Source organism: Paenibacillus sp. L3-i20 (assembly GCF_022180385.2).
Classification (GTDB): domain Bacteria; phylum Bacillota; class Bacilli; order Paenibacillales; family Paenibacillaceae; genus Pristimantibacillus.
Window position 1 is genome coordinate 881,481 of sequence record NZ_BQME02000001.1, and the last position, 15,359, is coordinate 896,839.

General features: G+C 41.5%; 14 protein-coding genes and 1 CRISPR repeat array. Of the genes, 3 read left to right on the forward strand and 11 right to left on the reverse strand.

Annotation, left to right across the window (positions count from 1 at the left end; genetic code table 11):
• Positions 1–10: 10 nt before the first annotated feature.
• Positions 11–466 (reverse strand): hypothetical protein, encoded by a 456-nt coding sequence (locus MFF31_RS04375; protein WP_238186890.1) that lies wholly within the window; start codon positions 464–466, stop codon positions 11–13.
• Between the two features lie 377 nt (positions 467–843).
• Positions 844–1,731 (reverse strand): LysR family transcriptional regulator, encoded by an 888-nt coding sequence (locus MFF31_RS04380; RefSeq protein ID WP_238188489.1) that lies wholly within the window; start codon positions 1,729–1,731, stop codon positions 844–846.
• A gap of 146 nt (positions 1,732–1,877) precedes the next feature.
• On the opposite strand from MFF31_RS04380, the gene MFF31_RS04385 reads away from it, so the two are divergent.
• Complete coding sequence (locus tag MFF31_RS04385; RefSeq protein WP_238186891.1) at positions 1,878–2,465, forward strand: DJ-1/PfpI family protein; 588 nt, start codon at positions 1,878–1,880, stop codon at positions 2,463–2,465.
• 209 nt (positions 2,466–2,674) lie between these two features.
• Here MFF31_RS04385 and MFF31_RS04390 read toward each other — a convergent pair whose 3' ends face one another.
• From MFF31_RS04390 to pdxR, 4 genes are all read right to left on the reverse strand, one after another.
• A complete protein-coding gene (locus MFF31_RS04390; RefSeq protein ID WP_238186892.1) occupies positions 2,675–3,244 on the reverse strand; it encodes a DUF2812 domain-containing protein in 570 nt (189 codons plus the stop codon).
• Positions 3,231–3,548 (reverse strand): PadR family transcriptional regulator, encoded by a 318-nt coding sequence (locus MFF31_RS04395; protein WP_238186893.1) that lies wholly within the window; start codon positions 3,546–3,548, stop codon positions 3,231–3,233. Before MFF31_RS04395 ends, MFF31_RS04390 begins: the two co-directional genes overlap by 14 nt.
• A 236-nt stretch (positions 3,549–3,784) precedes the next feature.
• Positions 3,785–4,168 carry a DUF3846 domain-containing protein gene (locus MFF31_RS04400; protein ID WP_238186894.1) on the reverse strand — a complete coding sequence of 128 codons (384 nt, stop codon included), beginning with the start codon at positions 4,166–4,168 and terminating at the stop codon, positions 3,785–3,787.
• A 138-nt stretch (positions 4,169–4,306) separates the two neighbouring features.
• A complete protein-coding gene (pdxR, locus tag MFF31_RS04405; protein ID WP_238188490.1) occupies positions 4,307–5,725 on the reverse strand; it encodes a MocR-like pyridoxine biosynthesis transcription factor PdxR in 1,419 nt (472 codons plus the stop codon).
• A gap of 116 nt (positions 5,726–5,841) precedes the next feature.
• Between pdxR and MFF31_RS04410 the strand changes: the two genes are divergently transcribed.
• Entirely contained in the window at positions 5,842–6,810 is a 969-nt protein-coding gene (locus MFF31_RS04410) for a proline dehydrogenase family protein (RefSeq protein ID WP_238186895.1), read from the forward strand.
• A 75-nt stretch (positions 6,811–6,885) separates the two neighbouring features.
• Here the strand turns inward: MFF31_RS04410 and MFF31_RS04415 are convergent, their stop codons facing one another.
• A complete protein-coding gene (locus MFF31_RS04415) occupies positions 6,886–7,788 on the reverse strand; it encodes a phosphotransferase family protein (RefSeq protein WP_238186896.1) in 903 nt (300 codons plus the stop codon).
• A gap of 276 nt (positions 7,789–8,064) precedes the next feature.
• Here MFF31_RS04415 and MFF31_RS04420 point away from each other — a divergent pair, with 276 nt between their 5' ends.
• Positions 8,065–8,829, forward strand: a complete 765-nt coding sequence (locus tag MFF31_RS04420; RefSeq protein WP_238186897.1) for a hypothetical protein — start codon at positions 8,065–8,067, stop codon at positions 8,827–8,829.
• Positions 8,830–9,096: 267 nt separating this feature from the next.
• A CRISPR array of direct repeats spans positions 9,097–11,885; the repeat unit is 32 nt; unit sequence GTTTCAATCCACGCTCCTGCATAAGGAGCGAC.
• A gap of 174 nt (positions 11,886–12,059) precedes the next feature.
• On the opposite strand, the gene MFF31_RS04425 is transcribed toward MFF31_RS04420, so the two are convergent.
• Genes MFF31_RS04425 through cmr4 form a run of 4 tightly spaced genes read right to left on the reverse strand, consistent with a single transcriptional unit; the run spans position 12,060 to position 15,328 of the window.
• On the reverse strand, positions 12,060–13,124 hold the full coding sequence (locus tag MFF31_RS04425) for a DUF6602 domain-containing protein (protein ID WP_238186898.1): 1,065 nt from the start codon (positions 13,122–13,124) through the stop codon (positions 12,060–12,062).
• Positions 13,093–13,971 (reverse strand): type III-B CRISPR module RAMP protein Cmr6, encoded by an 879-nt coding sequence (cmr6, locus tag MFF31_RS04430; protein WP_238186899.1) that lies wholly within the window; start codon positions 13,969–13,971, stop codon positions 13,093–13,095. The genes MFF31_RS04425 and cmr6 overlap by 32 nt, the downstream gene beginning before the upstream one ends.
• On the reverse strand, positions 13,968–14,384 hold the full coding sequence (cmr5, locus tag MFF31_RS04435; RefSeq protein WP_238186900.1) for a type III-B CRISPR module-associated protein Cmr5: 417 nt from the start codon (positions 14,382–14,384) through the stop codon (positions 13,968–13,970). Before cmr5 ends, cmr6 begins: the two co-directional genes overlap by 4 nt.
• Positions 14,381–15,328 (reverse strand): type III-B CRISPR module RAMP protein Cmr4, encoded by a 948-nt coding sequence (gene cmr4 / locus MFF31_RS04440; protein ID WP_238186901.1) that lies wholly within the window; start codon positions 15,326–15,328, stop codon positions 14,381–14,383. The genes cmr5 and cmr4 overlap by 4 nt, the downstream gene beginning before the upstream one ends.
• Positions 15,329–15,359 lie beyond the last annotated feature (31 nt).

Genomic DNA, 15,359 nt, shown 5'->3' on the forward strand with positions numbered 1-15,359 from the left:
CATGTAAAGTTTAGTTATAAATGAACCGCCCCGCTTCATCAGCCTGGGATTCATACTCTGATCCTAGTAGGAACTTAGTATCATTGCTTGTTGTCAAGAGCACATGATTTGCACCGAGCAGTCGATAAATAGACGGAATATTAGTTGTTTTGTCAGCTACTGTTTTTATAATAAACACCGCTTTAGTCGTCCAAGGACGACATACCAACAAATATTGACATAATGCAGGCATGGATTGTTCGAACAAATACACTTTCCCGATCGCTGCTGGCGGTAAAATCTCCTTGTGTTCGTCACCCTGCGACACCATTATCGTGTTGTGCAGGCCAATCTCCTCCATATAGTTAACTTGCTCTAATGTGTTCGCGAGGCCAATAACTGGTACGCCTTTTCTAAGCAAAGCATCCAGAAACGACCGTCCTGCTTCATTCGGAGCAGAAATTAATACGTGTTCTATTTGTTTCATTGATAATATCTCCTATCCCCATCTACACTCGCTAAGGAACTCCGTGGCCGTAGTTGTTATGAGCCAAATCATACTCCCGGAAGTTTCAAATCGTAAACGTCATTCTAACGCTTTTAAAGGACAAAAAACGGTCAAATTGGGGAGAAAAGAACACCAAATAGGGTCAGCATCAACAAAATGCTCACCCCTTCTATCGTTTGCACGCTTTATCCTATTTTTATGGAATCAAACCTATGTAAGACGAAGTAAATGCCTTATTTTGCTATGGAAATGGTAGAGAACTTGCGTTTAATAAGCTAATTCCATGCTACATCGTCTAAAATGGGTTAATTCAGCTATCATGCACAGCATGTTTACTCGCCCGTAGTAAAGCAACCCTATTGGGATGACTCGGATACATCATAATGGAGTGATAAAGTTAACAAAAACTGCTTGTGTGCGGCGGATAGCCACTTGCCCTTATGATAAGAAACCTGTGCGCAAAAAGTTAGCGGTGCTTCCATAGTCTCGATTACTTTCATCTTGTTATCTTGAAGCAATGATTCCACACTAATGGATGGCATAAGACTAATGCCGAGTCCGCTAACTACGCACTGCTTCATCGCTTCCATGCTCGTAAACTCCATCTGATTGCTAACATCGAGACCTCTCTCATTCATGTAGTTCTCGAAAAACCGTCTTAACGAGCAGTTTTTCTCGCTGAAGATCATACATTCCCCTGATGTCTCCAAAATAGTTGATCGATTTCGTTCATACCCTCCGACGAAAACGAGTTTCTCCTCAGAAATCATCTCAGTGACCAGTTGAGAGTCGTTTACGGTAGGTTCCAACGTAATCGCAATGTCCAGCTCTCCCGAATGCAGCTTTTCACGTAATGGCATACAGTTGTCGTTAATTAAAGACAGCTTAACGTATGGGAAACTTTTCTTAAAATGAGACAGCACGGGACCCAGCTTATAAACGGTCATCGTCTCCGACGCACCAATTCTCAGCTCTCCCCTTACTGACGAGTCGCCGTCTGAAAGATGATTTATTTTGGCATAGGCAGTTAGCAGTTCCCCGACATATCTATACAGTTCATCCCCGACCGAAGTGAGTCTAATTCGCTTCCCCAAACGATCAAATAACGGGTACCCTATCTCTTGTTCCAACTGCTGAATATGCGACGTAATCGTTGCTTGCGAATATTGAAGCAGCTTTGCTGCCTTCGTGAAACTATTGGCATCGGCAACTGCTTTAAACGTTTGAAATTGACGAATATCGATATTGGATCACTCCTTACTGTTATTTTTGTTATCAGAAATACTGAATATAATACTTAGATATTCCAATTTTACTAATCATATATTCTATCATAAGATGAGAGTAGAAACCGACAAAAAAATACAGAAATAGGATAGGAGAACATACGATGAGTAAAGTTTGTTTACTTTTGCCGAATGGATTCGAAGCCCTCGAAGCAAGTGTATTCACTGATGTTCTAGGATGGAACAAGCTTGAAGGAGATGGGTCTACCGAGCTAATAACAGTAGGTACCAGAGCCGAGTTAAAGTGTACGTGGAACTTCACAGTCATTCCAGAAAAGGTGCTATCCGAAGTAACAGTAGAGGAATTTGATGCATTAGCGCTTCCTGGCGGATTCAAATCGGCCGGATTTTATGAAGATGCGTTTCGCCCAGATGTACTGGCATTCATCCGTGAATTCGATAGACAAGGAAAAGATATCGCATCGATTTGCGTTGGGGCTTTACCCATTGGCAAAAGCGGTGCTCTACAAGGCAGAACTGCAACCACGTACAATCTAAACAATGGTCTGCGGCAGACTATGCTTGCTGAAATGGGCGTACAAGTGATCCCCGACCAGCCTATCGTTATAGATCGAAACATCATAACTTCCTACAATCCATCTACAGCATTCGATGTCGCTTTCCTATTGCTGGAGAGACTTACTTCCACGGATAATGCAAACAATGTGAAGCGGTTAATGGGCTTTCTTTGAATCAAATCTGCTAATCATCTATAATTACCCAATCTCAAGGTGGGAGTTTAGTTGCTTTCGGATTAAAAAGACCTCGTTTTGAAAAAGATTGATCAAAACGGGGTCATTCTTTGTGAAGTACTATATCATTTCTATTAAAAAGATTGATCATTTTCTACCTGTGTTGTTCTATAATCGCACCCGACTCTGGAACATACATTATCCTCAAATTAATTTTCTTTTAACGCTGAATACTTTCGATAAGCTTTATAATAACTGCAACCACAGAAAACAACCATAAGGAAAGGAAGAAACCTTAAAATGACAAATAGAGTTTCAAATAAAAATGCTTTCCAAAATAATGCACCTTCCATACTCCAAAGACCATCAGCTAAATATATACCTGAATCCTTATTAATCATATAATAAAAAAAGAATAACAGTAGACCTCCACCAAATGAATGACCCATCAATCTTTTATAATAATTACTCTTTGATTGGCGATCCGAGAAGATTTCATTTTGATCATCATCTTCTTTTTGCCAATATCGAATTCCAGCAAGCCAAGGGCCATTTATATAAGTCCAGCCAAAGTCTTCATATATCCCTTTGTAATCTTCGAGCTTTTTCTTTGATAAATGCTCTTGATAATCCAGTCGCATCACATATCTTTTATCGGTTTTTTCGAAAATGTATCTTCCTAATTCACCAATATTTGTACAACGATAGCCTTTTTGTAATTGCTCGTTCAGCCATTGCTCCTCTTTTTCAATATCAAAAGATATCTTAAATTTCTTCATTCGATTCACTTCCTTCGTACAGGGATAAAATATGCAATAACCTATTTTGTTCCATTTTCAAAATGGCGCCTCCTTCCGCAGTTATCATATAAACTTTTCTCCGACCCGATTCTCCAACAGGTTCAATCCAACCATGCTTATTCAAGTTTTCAATCGCACCGTATAATGTACCAGCTGCCAAAATAACAGTGCCGTTACTTATCTCTTCTATTTTTTGCATTGCGGCATAGCCATGGAGTGGCTCACGCAGAGCTAATAAAATATAATGCATCGTTTCAGACAACGGTAATAATTTATGTTTCATATCCCCACCCTTTACTCGGTTCAACTATATAGTTCAACTTAATAAAAATATAATTCAGTTCAACTGAATAGTCAACAACATTTTCAAAATTAGCCAAAGGAACGTAAAGTAACATGCTTCATAACAAGAGAACAATCAATCTAAAAAGTCGCTTTCCTTATGTAAAGGAAAACGACTTTTTGTGTAGTCTTATTCAATGAAATGGTCCGTTTGTTGAATTATCGCCATTACACTTATTATTTTCTAGTGAATTGGTGGTATGTTTGGCGGTTGACGAATTTACTCTTAATAAACGCAATCTCATCCTCTGTCAGTCCAACTGGCTCGCCATCTGCATCGGTTCCAGTGAAAACTACGTTTCCACTAACAGATACTTTTGGTTCGTATTCATCTATATTTCTAATTTGAACTTTCTCGGTAAGATTGAAATTGAATGCGGAACTATCTCCCTGAACGTCCAAGTTCAACCACAAAACGACGTCATTCCATATACTAATGGATTCAACATCGCCATCTGCAATTTCTTCTAATGCGTCGTAAATATTTGCTTTTATTTCGATCTCTCTGACTTCTATTTCTTCTTTTCCGACTTCCGCAACGATAACTTTTATTATAGCCATGCAACAACACGCCTTTCATCATACGAATAGTACCGTTTCAATTCACACGTTAATAAGAGAATCAACTTGAAGCATTACAAACCTTGGTCCAGCTTTGGATTATTGGGTTGTTTGTGCGAAGCTACAAAATCGACACTATCATTTTATCACACTTCTCACTTCGTTAAGCGCTAGCCCTAATCTCCGCACACCTTCTCGAATTTGCTCATCCGTCAGATGCCCATACCCCATTATAATACGATGGGTATGCCTTCCCTTCACTAGAGTATGCGCTTCTACTGGATATACTTTCACACCGCAGCTTTCGATATACGCAAGTTTCTCATCTGTAAAAGAAACCTCATTCCACTCTGTAATGAGGTGCAGCCCTGTTGAAAACCCTATAATCGTGACTCTATCGCCAAATAACTCCTTTAAGCTTTGAATGAGAACCTCTCTTCGACTCTTGTAGAGCTTCTTCATCTTTGCCACATGTTTTTCCAAATAACCTTGCTCGATAAAACGGGCAAGAATCAATTGATCTATAGATGAGGTATGAAGATCCGAAAACCACTTTACTTTGCGACATTGCTCGATCAATTGTAGCGGAAGGATGAGATATCCGAGTCTTAGCGCTGGCGATAATATTTTGCTAAAGGAACCAATGTACAACACACGATCTGGTTCTAATCCTTGCAAGGAGCTAACTGGCGGGCCTTCATAACGAAATTCACTGTCATAATCATCCTCCACTAAGTAGCCTTTCGTTTCTCTAACATAATTAACTAATTGGATACGGCGCTGAATCGGCAATGTGCCTCCTAGTGGGAAGTGATGCGATGGCGTAAGAAAGACACATTGGGGCTGTATATGCTGAGGGAGTAGGGCAGTTTGCATGCCATATTCGTCCGCAGGGATGGGATATAACTTCGCACCTGCATTCGTAAATATCGTTTGAATATCGTGGGTTATAGGATCTTCAATTACAACATGATCCCCTTGTGTCAGAAGGAGCTTGGCGGCTAATGTAAGTGCTTGAGTTGCTCCTGATGTGATTACGATTTGGTCAGGGTGGCACTCGACACCTCTTGTTTTCATCAAGTAACGAGATAAAATGAGTCTTAATTCCGTTCGACCTTCTGGCATATCGTAACCTAAAGTAGCTGAAGAAACGTCTTGCCAAACCGCTTGGGATAGTCTCGACCATGTTTTACGAGGAAATTCATCCAATGCAGGTATACCGGAGCGAAAATTAATGACATCACCCTTATCCTTCTCATCTGCTTGTAAAAGATGGGATTGATACGGGGAAGTAAGTCTAGTCTGCTCCAGAAAAGTGCCCTCTGCCACATATGTTCCTGATCCTCGCTCCGCAACCAAAAACCCTTCTGCTAGCAGCTGATCATACGCCTCCAGCACCACATTTCTTGATACCTTCAACCATTCAGACAGCTCACGTGTGGAGGGTAGCTTCTCGCCATATTGCAGATCGCCCTTCAAAATCCGACTGCGAATTTGACTATATACTTGTCTAATTAACGGCATATCCAACGATCGATCAATAGGCATCCAAAGCAACACATATAACCTCCCAGGGCAAAAGTGGTACTACAAAACCATGCGTAAAGTGGCACTCACAAAAACCATTTTACCATGTTAAATTGGGTTTAAATAGAAGAAGGAGTGAACTTATAATGCCTAGTCTTGAAGAACAAGTAACCGATGCACTCAAATCCATATCGCGTAATGAGGATATTAAAAGCTACGTTCAAGAGTCCGTTGAGCTTTACCCACTGCTGTGGAAGGCTGCTCGAAGATTTGTAACAGGGGAAAGCAAACAAGAAGCTATACATATAGCGCAGCAATTGAAAACGAAGGGATATGCCATCTCTCTAGAGTACATAGGGGAAAATACGACATCCATAGAGGAATGTGAACGTGTCAAAAACGAGTTTCTGGCACTTATCGATGGGTCAGGCGAAGTTTCTTGTACTCCAAATGACTCAATATCACTCGATTTATCTCATATTGGGTTAAGCTTGGATGAGAATTTTGCTTATACTAACTTGCTGGAGCTAGCAGCGAAGGCAGAGCAACGTGGAATATCCATTATGATCGGTATGGAGGAATCATCGAAGACAGATGCAATTATTCTTTTATATAAACGAGCTTGTGAAAAATTCACGAATGTTGGGATAACGATACAAGCCCAGCTTCATCGATCAGAACAAGATTTGCAAAAGCTTCTGCATTACCCAGGCAGAATTCGACTTGTGAAAGGGGCCTATCAGGAGCACAGCGACTACGCCCTGCCCCGCTCTATAGAACTAAATAATCGCTATTTGGAAATGGCTGCTCAGATTTTGAATGCGAAACATCCTGTTACAATCGCAACCCATGATGAAAATTTACTGCAAGAGCTAGAGCTTCGTTACGATCTTATTGGCCCCCATGCTCAATACGAAATGCTCTATGGTATCCGACCGGATCGGCTAAGTGCGCTGAGGCACGGTGGCAATAGTTGCAAAGTGTATCTCCCTTACGGTAAGGAGTGGTACTTGTATGTATGCCATCGAATTGCCGAAAATCCCGAAAATGTGTATCGTGCACTTACCGATATAATACGACCTTATGATGGCGGAAGAAGTATGGATTATGAATAATGATGGACTTGTGGAATGATGAATATGAACGAGATCTATCAATTATGAATGATGAATATGAGTGGGATTTATTGATTATAAATGATGAATGTATGTTAATTCTCGGATAAAGTCTGCCGCCAGCTCTAGTTGTCTTGTAGCGAATGGCAAATCGCCCATTCCTTTCAGTGCATAGTCCAAATTGCCGAGCGTGGACATAAGTACTCTTGCAGTCACAGCAAATTTAAAATCATCCAATTGATCGGCTTCGATTGCCTGTTGCAGCATGTACCTAAAAGTTGGTTCATGAAATCTGCTCATAAGAGCAAGATTTGTGACATAAGAAGCTTTATCCCAATACGCTGGCATTAACGAAACATCCTCGAAATCCATCCAAAGCGGGCCCCTTGGGCTCGCAAGTAAATTTCGTGCATGAGCATCTCCATGACAAGGCAAAAGAATTCTCGTTCCCGTTCTCATCTCTTCGTCTACGCTTTGGAAAAGCTTGAGCAGATTATGAATACGAGGATCTGACTGTTTTCTTAGGGCTTCGGCCGATTCAGACACTCGTTCCCAAACGCTAAGCGGAGAGAGTGCAATTGGGAGAGACTGCATTGCAGTCGATAGCTTATGTACCATGACGTAAGCCTCTTCTGGCGACAATGGCTGTAACGCTGTTCGCGGTACATACTCCCATAACGTCATCCATGTCCCTTTCGCTTGGAGAGGTACTGTATCTGTCAATTCTGCGGGCAGCAATACAGGAACACCTTCAGTATGCAGGTGCATCGCAACTTGCAACTCACGTTTCATTATATGGCATGCTTTTACCGCATCTGCTTCAGAACGTGCTATTGCTACACGAGCAACAACTGGATGCGGGGATAAGTGTACAATAAGATTACCCTCATCGCTTAGAACATTTGGAGTAACGTTAGTAAATCCGTACTGCTCCACAGCCGCAAGTACCGCCTGAATATATCCACTGTTTTCTTTCAATGCAACAGCTCCCTTTTAGCTAAAGTCGTAGTCTAATAGTAGCTTTCTCACCGTTCGAATGATAGGGGGAAAATGGTTATAGCTAAACTGGTCTACTCCTTTGTAGACCCTACTCTTCTCGCATAAAGGTGGCAACATCCCTTTTGAACACTACGTCTATTAGGTACTGTAAAATACTACAAATCGGATACCCTTAGTTAAATTGCGCATGTGGTTTCACACATGAATCATTTCAATCTCCTGTTTTCATTATTTTTATTGTAGGAGGTTTTGCAAGTGAAGCGAACATTAAGGCTTATTTGCTTATTAATCGCCATAGTCATTCTGATAAGTTCTTGTTCTTCTATTAGTGTAGAAACGGATACTACGATGACTTCACGAAATAATCATTCAGACACAGTCATTCCACCAGATGGTTATACGACTAATAATATCGCAACAGCAATTGAACAATATATTAACTACCGGTTATGGACTGCTCCAGACCGTGTTTATGGGAATTACGGAAATAGAAGTTTTGAACCTTATATTAATCAAACGATTGAAGTACAAGTACGTGTATACACCGACGATATCGGTAAAAAATCCGTTTATGCCCACACGAGTATTGATGATTGGTTGATCCTATTAAATCGTAAGGATGGATTCGTTTACGGTGATGGGCAAGTTAGCGAAGAGGACACGCACTGGCCTGTTGGGGAGTTTAATGTTTTGAATGAGTTTTCCGTACTTATCGACGAGCCTCATAAACCGAACTATGGGACCTCAGCTCGCAAGGACAAAATGATTGCAAATGCAGAAACATATTTGAAATCGTTATTATGCGAGGACTTCGTAAATGGCACGGAGGGAGAAAAGTGGATTGGAGCAAAGGTATATCTTGCAGACTTTTATGAATATGAAGACGGGGCATCAGCATGGATTGTTCGTCAAGATGGATCTATTTCTTCTTCTCCAGTAGGGTTTCTTCAATTCCAGAGGCGAGATCGAGGCTCAAGGTGTAAAAGGCTTCGAAATAGACGATATAAATGCGTTAGATAAAAATGATATTATGCGTTTCACGTACGAGCAGCATATTCAAGAAGCTGTTAGACAGTTTACATGTGAATAGTCTAAAGTAGATGATTCTGTTAGATGAGACAACAAATAAGATTAAATCTACGATAACAGTAAATCGTTATTTCTAGCACATTTATCAGAATCATAGATTATATAGCTTTGTTAATTTGAATGGAGTTATTCAAATCCAAGCTACGCTCCTGCTTAATAGATGACAAACGAAGGCTTATTTTCTGATGAGCTTGCCGCTTTTCAATTGTCGCTCCTGTATAAGGAGCGACCGATGCTCCTGAAGTATCATTTGACCTGGAAGGGTTTCAATCCACGCTCCTGCATAAGGAGCGACAAAATCAGATATACAAAGGATATCTAGTCATGAGTTTCAATCCACGCTCCTGTATAAGAAGCGACTTTGATGAAGGACCAAACGAGATTCAATATATTAGTTTCAATCCACGCTCCTGTATAAGGAGCGACAAGGATTTTTACTTCCTTCGCTTCCAATAGTTCGGTTTCAATCCACGCTCCTGTATAAGGAGCGACCGTACCTTGTAATGATGGTGAGCAACTAATGGGTGTTTCAATCCACGCTCCTGTATAAAGAGCGACTGAGGAACTGATTAGGATAAATGTAACAAGAGAAGTTTCAATCCACGCTCCTGCATAAGGAGCGACCTGAAAGGCGGTGATCCGGTTGCGGTTCACTCGTTTCAATCCACGCTCCTGCATAAGGAGCGACCTCTCTTTTCAGTTCTCCGTGAGCGGCCTACAGAGTTTCAATCCACGCTCCTGCATAAGGAGCGACTTGACGCAATCGCATTACAACTACACTAGTTGTGTTTCAATCCACGCTCCTGCATAAGGAGCGACACATCGCCGCCGTCTTGCGGTCCTATCGCTGGTCGTTTCAATCCACGCTCCTGCATAAGGAGCGACCAACCAGCCTTGTACGTCCGCTTGATCGGCGTGGAGTTTCAATCCACGCTCCTGCATAAGGAGCAACTAACACGGGAACCATCCGCGGAGAACTGTCGAGAGTTTCAATCCACGCTCCTGTATAAGGAGCGACGCGCCGTTCACCCCCGTATTGTAACACGGGGGTAGTTTCAATCCACGCTCCTGTATAAGGAGCGACTTTGTTAACTCCGCATCAGTTCGCCACTTTCTAGGTTTCAATCCACGCTCCTGCATAAGGAGCGACTAACAGACGATAGAATAAAGAACTTAGAATTAGAGTTTCAATCCACGCTCCTGCATAAGGAGCGACGGACGTTATAACAATCTTGCAACAGTACTACGCTGTTTCAATCCACGCTCCTGCATAAGGAGCGACGTGATAGGTTTAAGGAGTTAAGGTTGCTAGATAAGTTTCAATCCACGCTCCTGCATAAGGAGCGACGAAAATTCAGCACAGAATACTTCCTAGGAATGAAGTTTCAATCCACGCTCCTGCATAAGGAGCGACTATTCTTTTGTGATAGCCGATGTCGCCGACTCTGTGTTTCAATCCACGCTCCTGCATAAGGAGCGACATGGAGATTACGCAGCCTACCTTTAAAGAGGTAGTTTCAATCCACGCTCCTGCATAAGGAGCGACAGGCGGGTTCAGCGACGGTCAATTCGTTCTAAACGTTTCAATCCACGCTCCTGCATAAGGAGCGACAATTCACTAAACCTCAGGCCAGAGGTGAGGGCGAGTTTCAATCCACGCTCCTGCATAAGGAGCGACGGGCTTACTTTATGCACAAGTACCTGAAAGACAAGTTTCAATCCACGCTCCTGCATAAGGAGCGACCGCTAGACACTATAAAATCACCAGTTTTACGCTGTTTCAATCCACGCTCCTGCATAAGGAGCGACCGGTTCGCCTTTGCGTTTTTGACCAATGGCAGAGTTTCAATCCACGCTCCTGCATAAGGAGCGACGTCCAGTAGTGACTTACAACGTTAGGGATTCTATGTTTCAATCCACGCTCCTGCATAAGGAGCGACTCGAGCAGCTGAGTGCGTACTAACTGCTGTAATAGTTTCAATCCACGCTCCTGCATAAGGAGCGACTTTTAATTTATTTAAACACTATAGACTATCTTAGTTTCAATCCACGCTCCTGCATAAGGAGCGACTTGTAGAGTTAATCATTGTGCGAGCTTCACTACTGTTTCAATCCACGCTCCTGCATAAGGAGCGACCCTGAGACAGCTAAACACATAATTAAGGCAATCGGTTTCAATCCACGCTCCTGCATAAGGAGCGACTTTAGTGTTGCGCCAAGAACCTTGTTTGTTGTTGTTTCAATCCACGCTCCTGCATAAGGAGCGACTCTACTAATTGGACGGTCAATCCACTAAATCCTGTTTCAATCCACGCTCCTGCATAAGGAGCGACCAAAGCGTTGGTGCCCATTGAAGTGATTCAGTGTTTCAATCCACGCTCCTGCATAAGGAGCGACGAATATTTGGTAACGGGGCTAATCGATGGTGAGGTTTCAATCCACGCTCCTGCATAAGGAGCGACCGACCTATCGTTCGAGTGTTCTGCAGACAAAATTGTTTCAATCCACGCTCCTGCATAAGGAGCGACTTAAGCTGATAGCAGTAGCTAATGTGATTCAATCGTTTCAATCCACGCTCCTGCATAAGGAGCGACTCACTTTTATTGATGATACTTATGTAATAGTTAGTTTCAATCCACGCTCCTGCATAAGGAGCGACATCAATTATGGATAAGGTTGAGGACGTGCTAGAGTTTCAATCCACGCTCCTGCATAAGGAGCGACATTTCAAAGAAAGGGTGTTGGTGAAATGGCTTTTGTTTCAATCCACGCTCCTGCATAAGGAGCGACATATACTCTTGGATTACCTGCGCCATTTGAGTTAGTTTCAATCCACGCTCCTGCATAAGGAGCGACATTTCATTATCAGGAACTAATGGATGTCTGACAGGTTTCAATCCACGCTCCTGCATAAGGAGCGACAAGAGCGTGCAGCAGCTCAGCAAATGGCTAGCAGTTTCAATCCACGCTCCTGCATAAGGAGCGACTGCGGGCCCTACACACCCTTGTCCAGCAAGGGTGTGTAGGGCCTTTTTTGCGAACCTCAATTTAAGAGAGGTCATTTTCGTATACTTATTTGTGAAAATCGCCGAAATACCTTGCCCAGCTTGAGGTGCGAACCCCCTAGGAAATTCATGTGTGCTTGGGGTTCGCACTGAATCTTAGTTTTCTACAGTTACTTCGTCAAGCTGATCAGCTTCAAGTATATCATTAAACATTTTCACATAAGCCCTGTGAGGGAAAAATATAGGATTGTTAATCAACATCAACAATTGATTTAATTGAAATGTTAATGACAATAATGATATTTCTTCAAGTTTATTCGATCTGCTTTTTACACGATAATCCTTAAGTTTGATCTCATTATTGACATTTTTATTTGAATATCCAAAGTTCTCATCTTTACTGTTATCAGAGACATGATTCAATCGATGACTCCAAAGTGTTATATCGTTAGATTCTCTTGGGATTGAAACACTCAATTTATTTGATTCCGTGGAGCGGCAAATTGTTATATCGAATAAAGATTCAATAATTTCAGTAGTATCTTTCTTGGTATGGCATAAAATCCTAATTGGCCGTGTAGACGTTTGTGTTGTTTTTGGAGATAATTTCTCTACTCGAGCGGAACATTTCGAGCACAGCTGATTCGAATCTTGGTTCTCAACTTGTGTTGCTTGCTTACTATGATACTCTATAAATTGATTATAATTATGTTCACCATAATTAATTCCATTTACAGTCCGTACTACGGAATTAGGTGAGGTTTGTAATTTTTTTATCGAGTTCACCCAAGGCTTCAATTTATTTAAAGTTACATTAGTGCTTTTGCATTGTATAACTACAGCAACTGCTTCAATCGGAATATACTTGATGTTCCCGTACCTAAATATATATGGTGTATATTGTTCATCAAATATGGCTAAGTCTACTTCTTTAGAAACATTCATTTCTGAATCAACAATAAACACGGATTGTTCAATGGCGAATTTACGTGGGATCATTTTTTCAAACATTTCTTTCCAAACACCTTCTCTAAAAACCCCACTAGTCAAGTGATGTTCTACTCCATAATCCAATTCAGTTACTACATTACTTTCAAGTAGCTTGTAATTCTCCACGACCTTTTTCATGATATCCAATTTCGATGATTCACGTGGTTGTCTATGACCATGCTTTCCACTATTTCTTTTATTATCTGTTCCCTTCATTTTGGTCCTTCCCATCCCACACTTCCTCCTTAAATCGGCCATAACCTGTACTCGTTTTACCTCCGATACCTTCATACCGAATAGCTTGCAGGATAATTTCTTTCGCTATATCAAGCCAATGCTGGCCAGCTTCATCATCATTTTCACAGGATAACAAGACCTTGAAATTTGCTCTTGCTGACATAAATAGAATAGGCTCTGGAGAATCATCATCTCTTGGCGCAGCCGGTTCCACATTTCCATTCAGCCTCTTATACTCAACCTGCTCAGAAGGGCTTATATTATAGTCTTTATGATGAGGGGTCATCACATCTAATTTCAGCGATTTTGCAACAGTTTCTGGAGTAGGGAAAGCATCATAGTAATAGATGAAGCTCCGATAATCTTGCGAGCCAAACAATATATTAAAATAGTCACCGCCATTCAGAAACTTCTCATTTTCTTTTCCCAAATACCGATGACAGTAATGTGCAGCCATTCCTTTTAGCGCCGTTCCGGGGATATACGGAACTCCGTATATTCGGTGCAACGTTAGTAACGTTTCGGTTATAGAAGTCGAGCCTGTTCCAATCCAAAGATTAGATGTTGGACTAATGAAAAATGGACTAGGAAGATGCCCATTAAGTGGCTGGAAAAGTTGAAACTTAAATCGGTTCATATAAAGGTTATACGACGACTTTTGTTCTAATTGTTGCTCATCATTTTCTTTTATAGTTAGCTCCTTCTCAAAATTGCTGATTACCTCCTCTATCAGATTTATTTTATTGAGCGGATCTGTCTTTTGGGTCCCCTTATCATCCTTAAACATCGTTGCTGAACCATTGAACCCACCATGCTTCGTCATATAAAAGTAAGCGTTCATCCAGACTCACGCTCCCCCTGTATATCTAGCGGTATTTGTAGATTTGTTGACTCTGACTCACCAGTAGAACCATCCGCATCCACCTTCAATATCGTCTGGGCATAACGTTTAAACCAAGCTGCCGCCTTCAGCGATTGTAACGTCATCATACGATACTCCATTTGGTTTTTACTCAACAAATCTGTCCAATCATCACTGCCTAGTACCTTGCTCATATCATTTAAATATTGTGTATGTACTCCACCTTTTGCTTGAAAAAAAGCAACAGTAAGTCTTAGTCCATTCGTCAGTACCATATAGGGGAATTTGTGACATACTCTGCCGTATTCTCCTTTAATCCCGCCCTTCTCTTTCTCTGTTTCATATATACATGCCAATACGTTCATAGCATATTGTTGTTCGAAGGATTTCATTTAGCTACCCCTCCAGTAAAACGGCAGCTAATCCGACCCTTGCCTACAGATGCATTACCACCAATCTGAAGCTTCACCGAAGGACTGAATGGTGCAAACATTTCTTCTGCTCTTATTGTACTGCCCTTTATGTGCACCTTGTCACACCAAGCAATTCCATACAGAATCGATTCCACTGGCAAATATTCCTCATACCACAAAGCACCCTCGTCAACAGTCTTCGTTTCATGTTTAATTCTAATGCGAGGCACAGTCTCACAGCATATCGTTACAAAATATTGAAAAGCATCATCACTCACCAGCATAAATCGCTCATTAAACAGGCTTTGAGAAATATCATCCTCAAATATCAACTGAGACAGCTCTTCAATGCAGTCTATTAATCTACCATCCTCCTTAACGGAGAATTCAAACTCATCAACATATATTTTTTTATTTGATACCAATACATTATTGGCTTGTTTGCCAATAAGTGCTGGACTCCCATCACCTTGTTCTCGCAGGATAGATTCCCACTGATTAATTAACTCCTGATCAAGTCCGCCAATAAATAACCCCGCAGCAGACGAATCACGTAGGAGTCTTCTAAGTGCCATCGGACAGCTTACATAAGCAAATGTTCCATATCCACTTGCAACTGGGAAAGCTAACATTCGACCATCCGTAAAGGCAAGCGAGCCCGCACTCGTTGAATCAGCACTTTCACTTCTACTCTCTGAAACTTTGCCAAATGCGACATCTACCATTTCATTGCCACGATGATCTTTAGCAAGAAGTGTACAATATTCTCGGAGTACTCCCTTAATAGAACTTCCAGGTACTAGTGGCCACGATGTTACACGTTCCCTCATAATTGGCATATCGATGATGCCAACTCCTTGCCCTGTCCCAACATGCACAGGTGACTGACAGTGTATGAAAAACATTTTATTCGATTCGCTCATATTGAACCTCCTAAGGTTTGTTCAGTTCTAA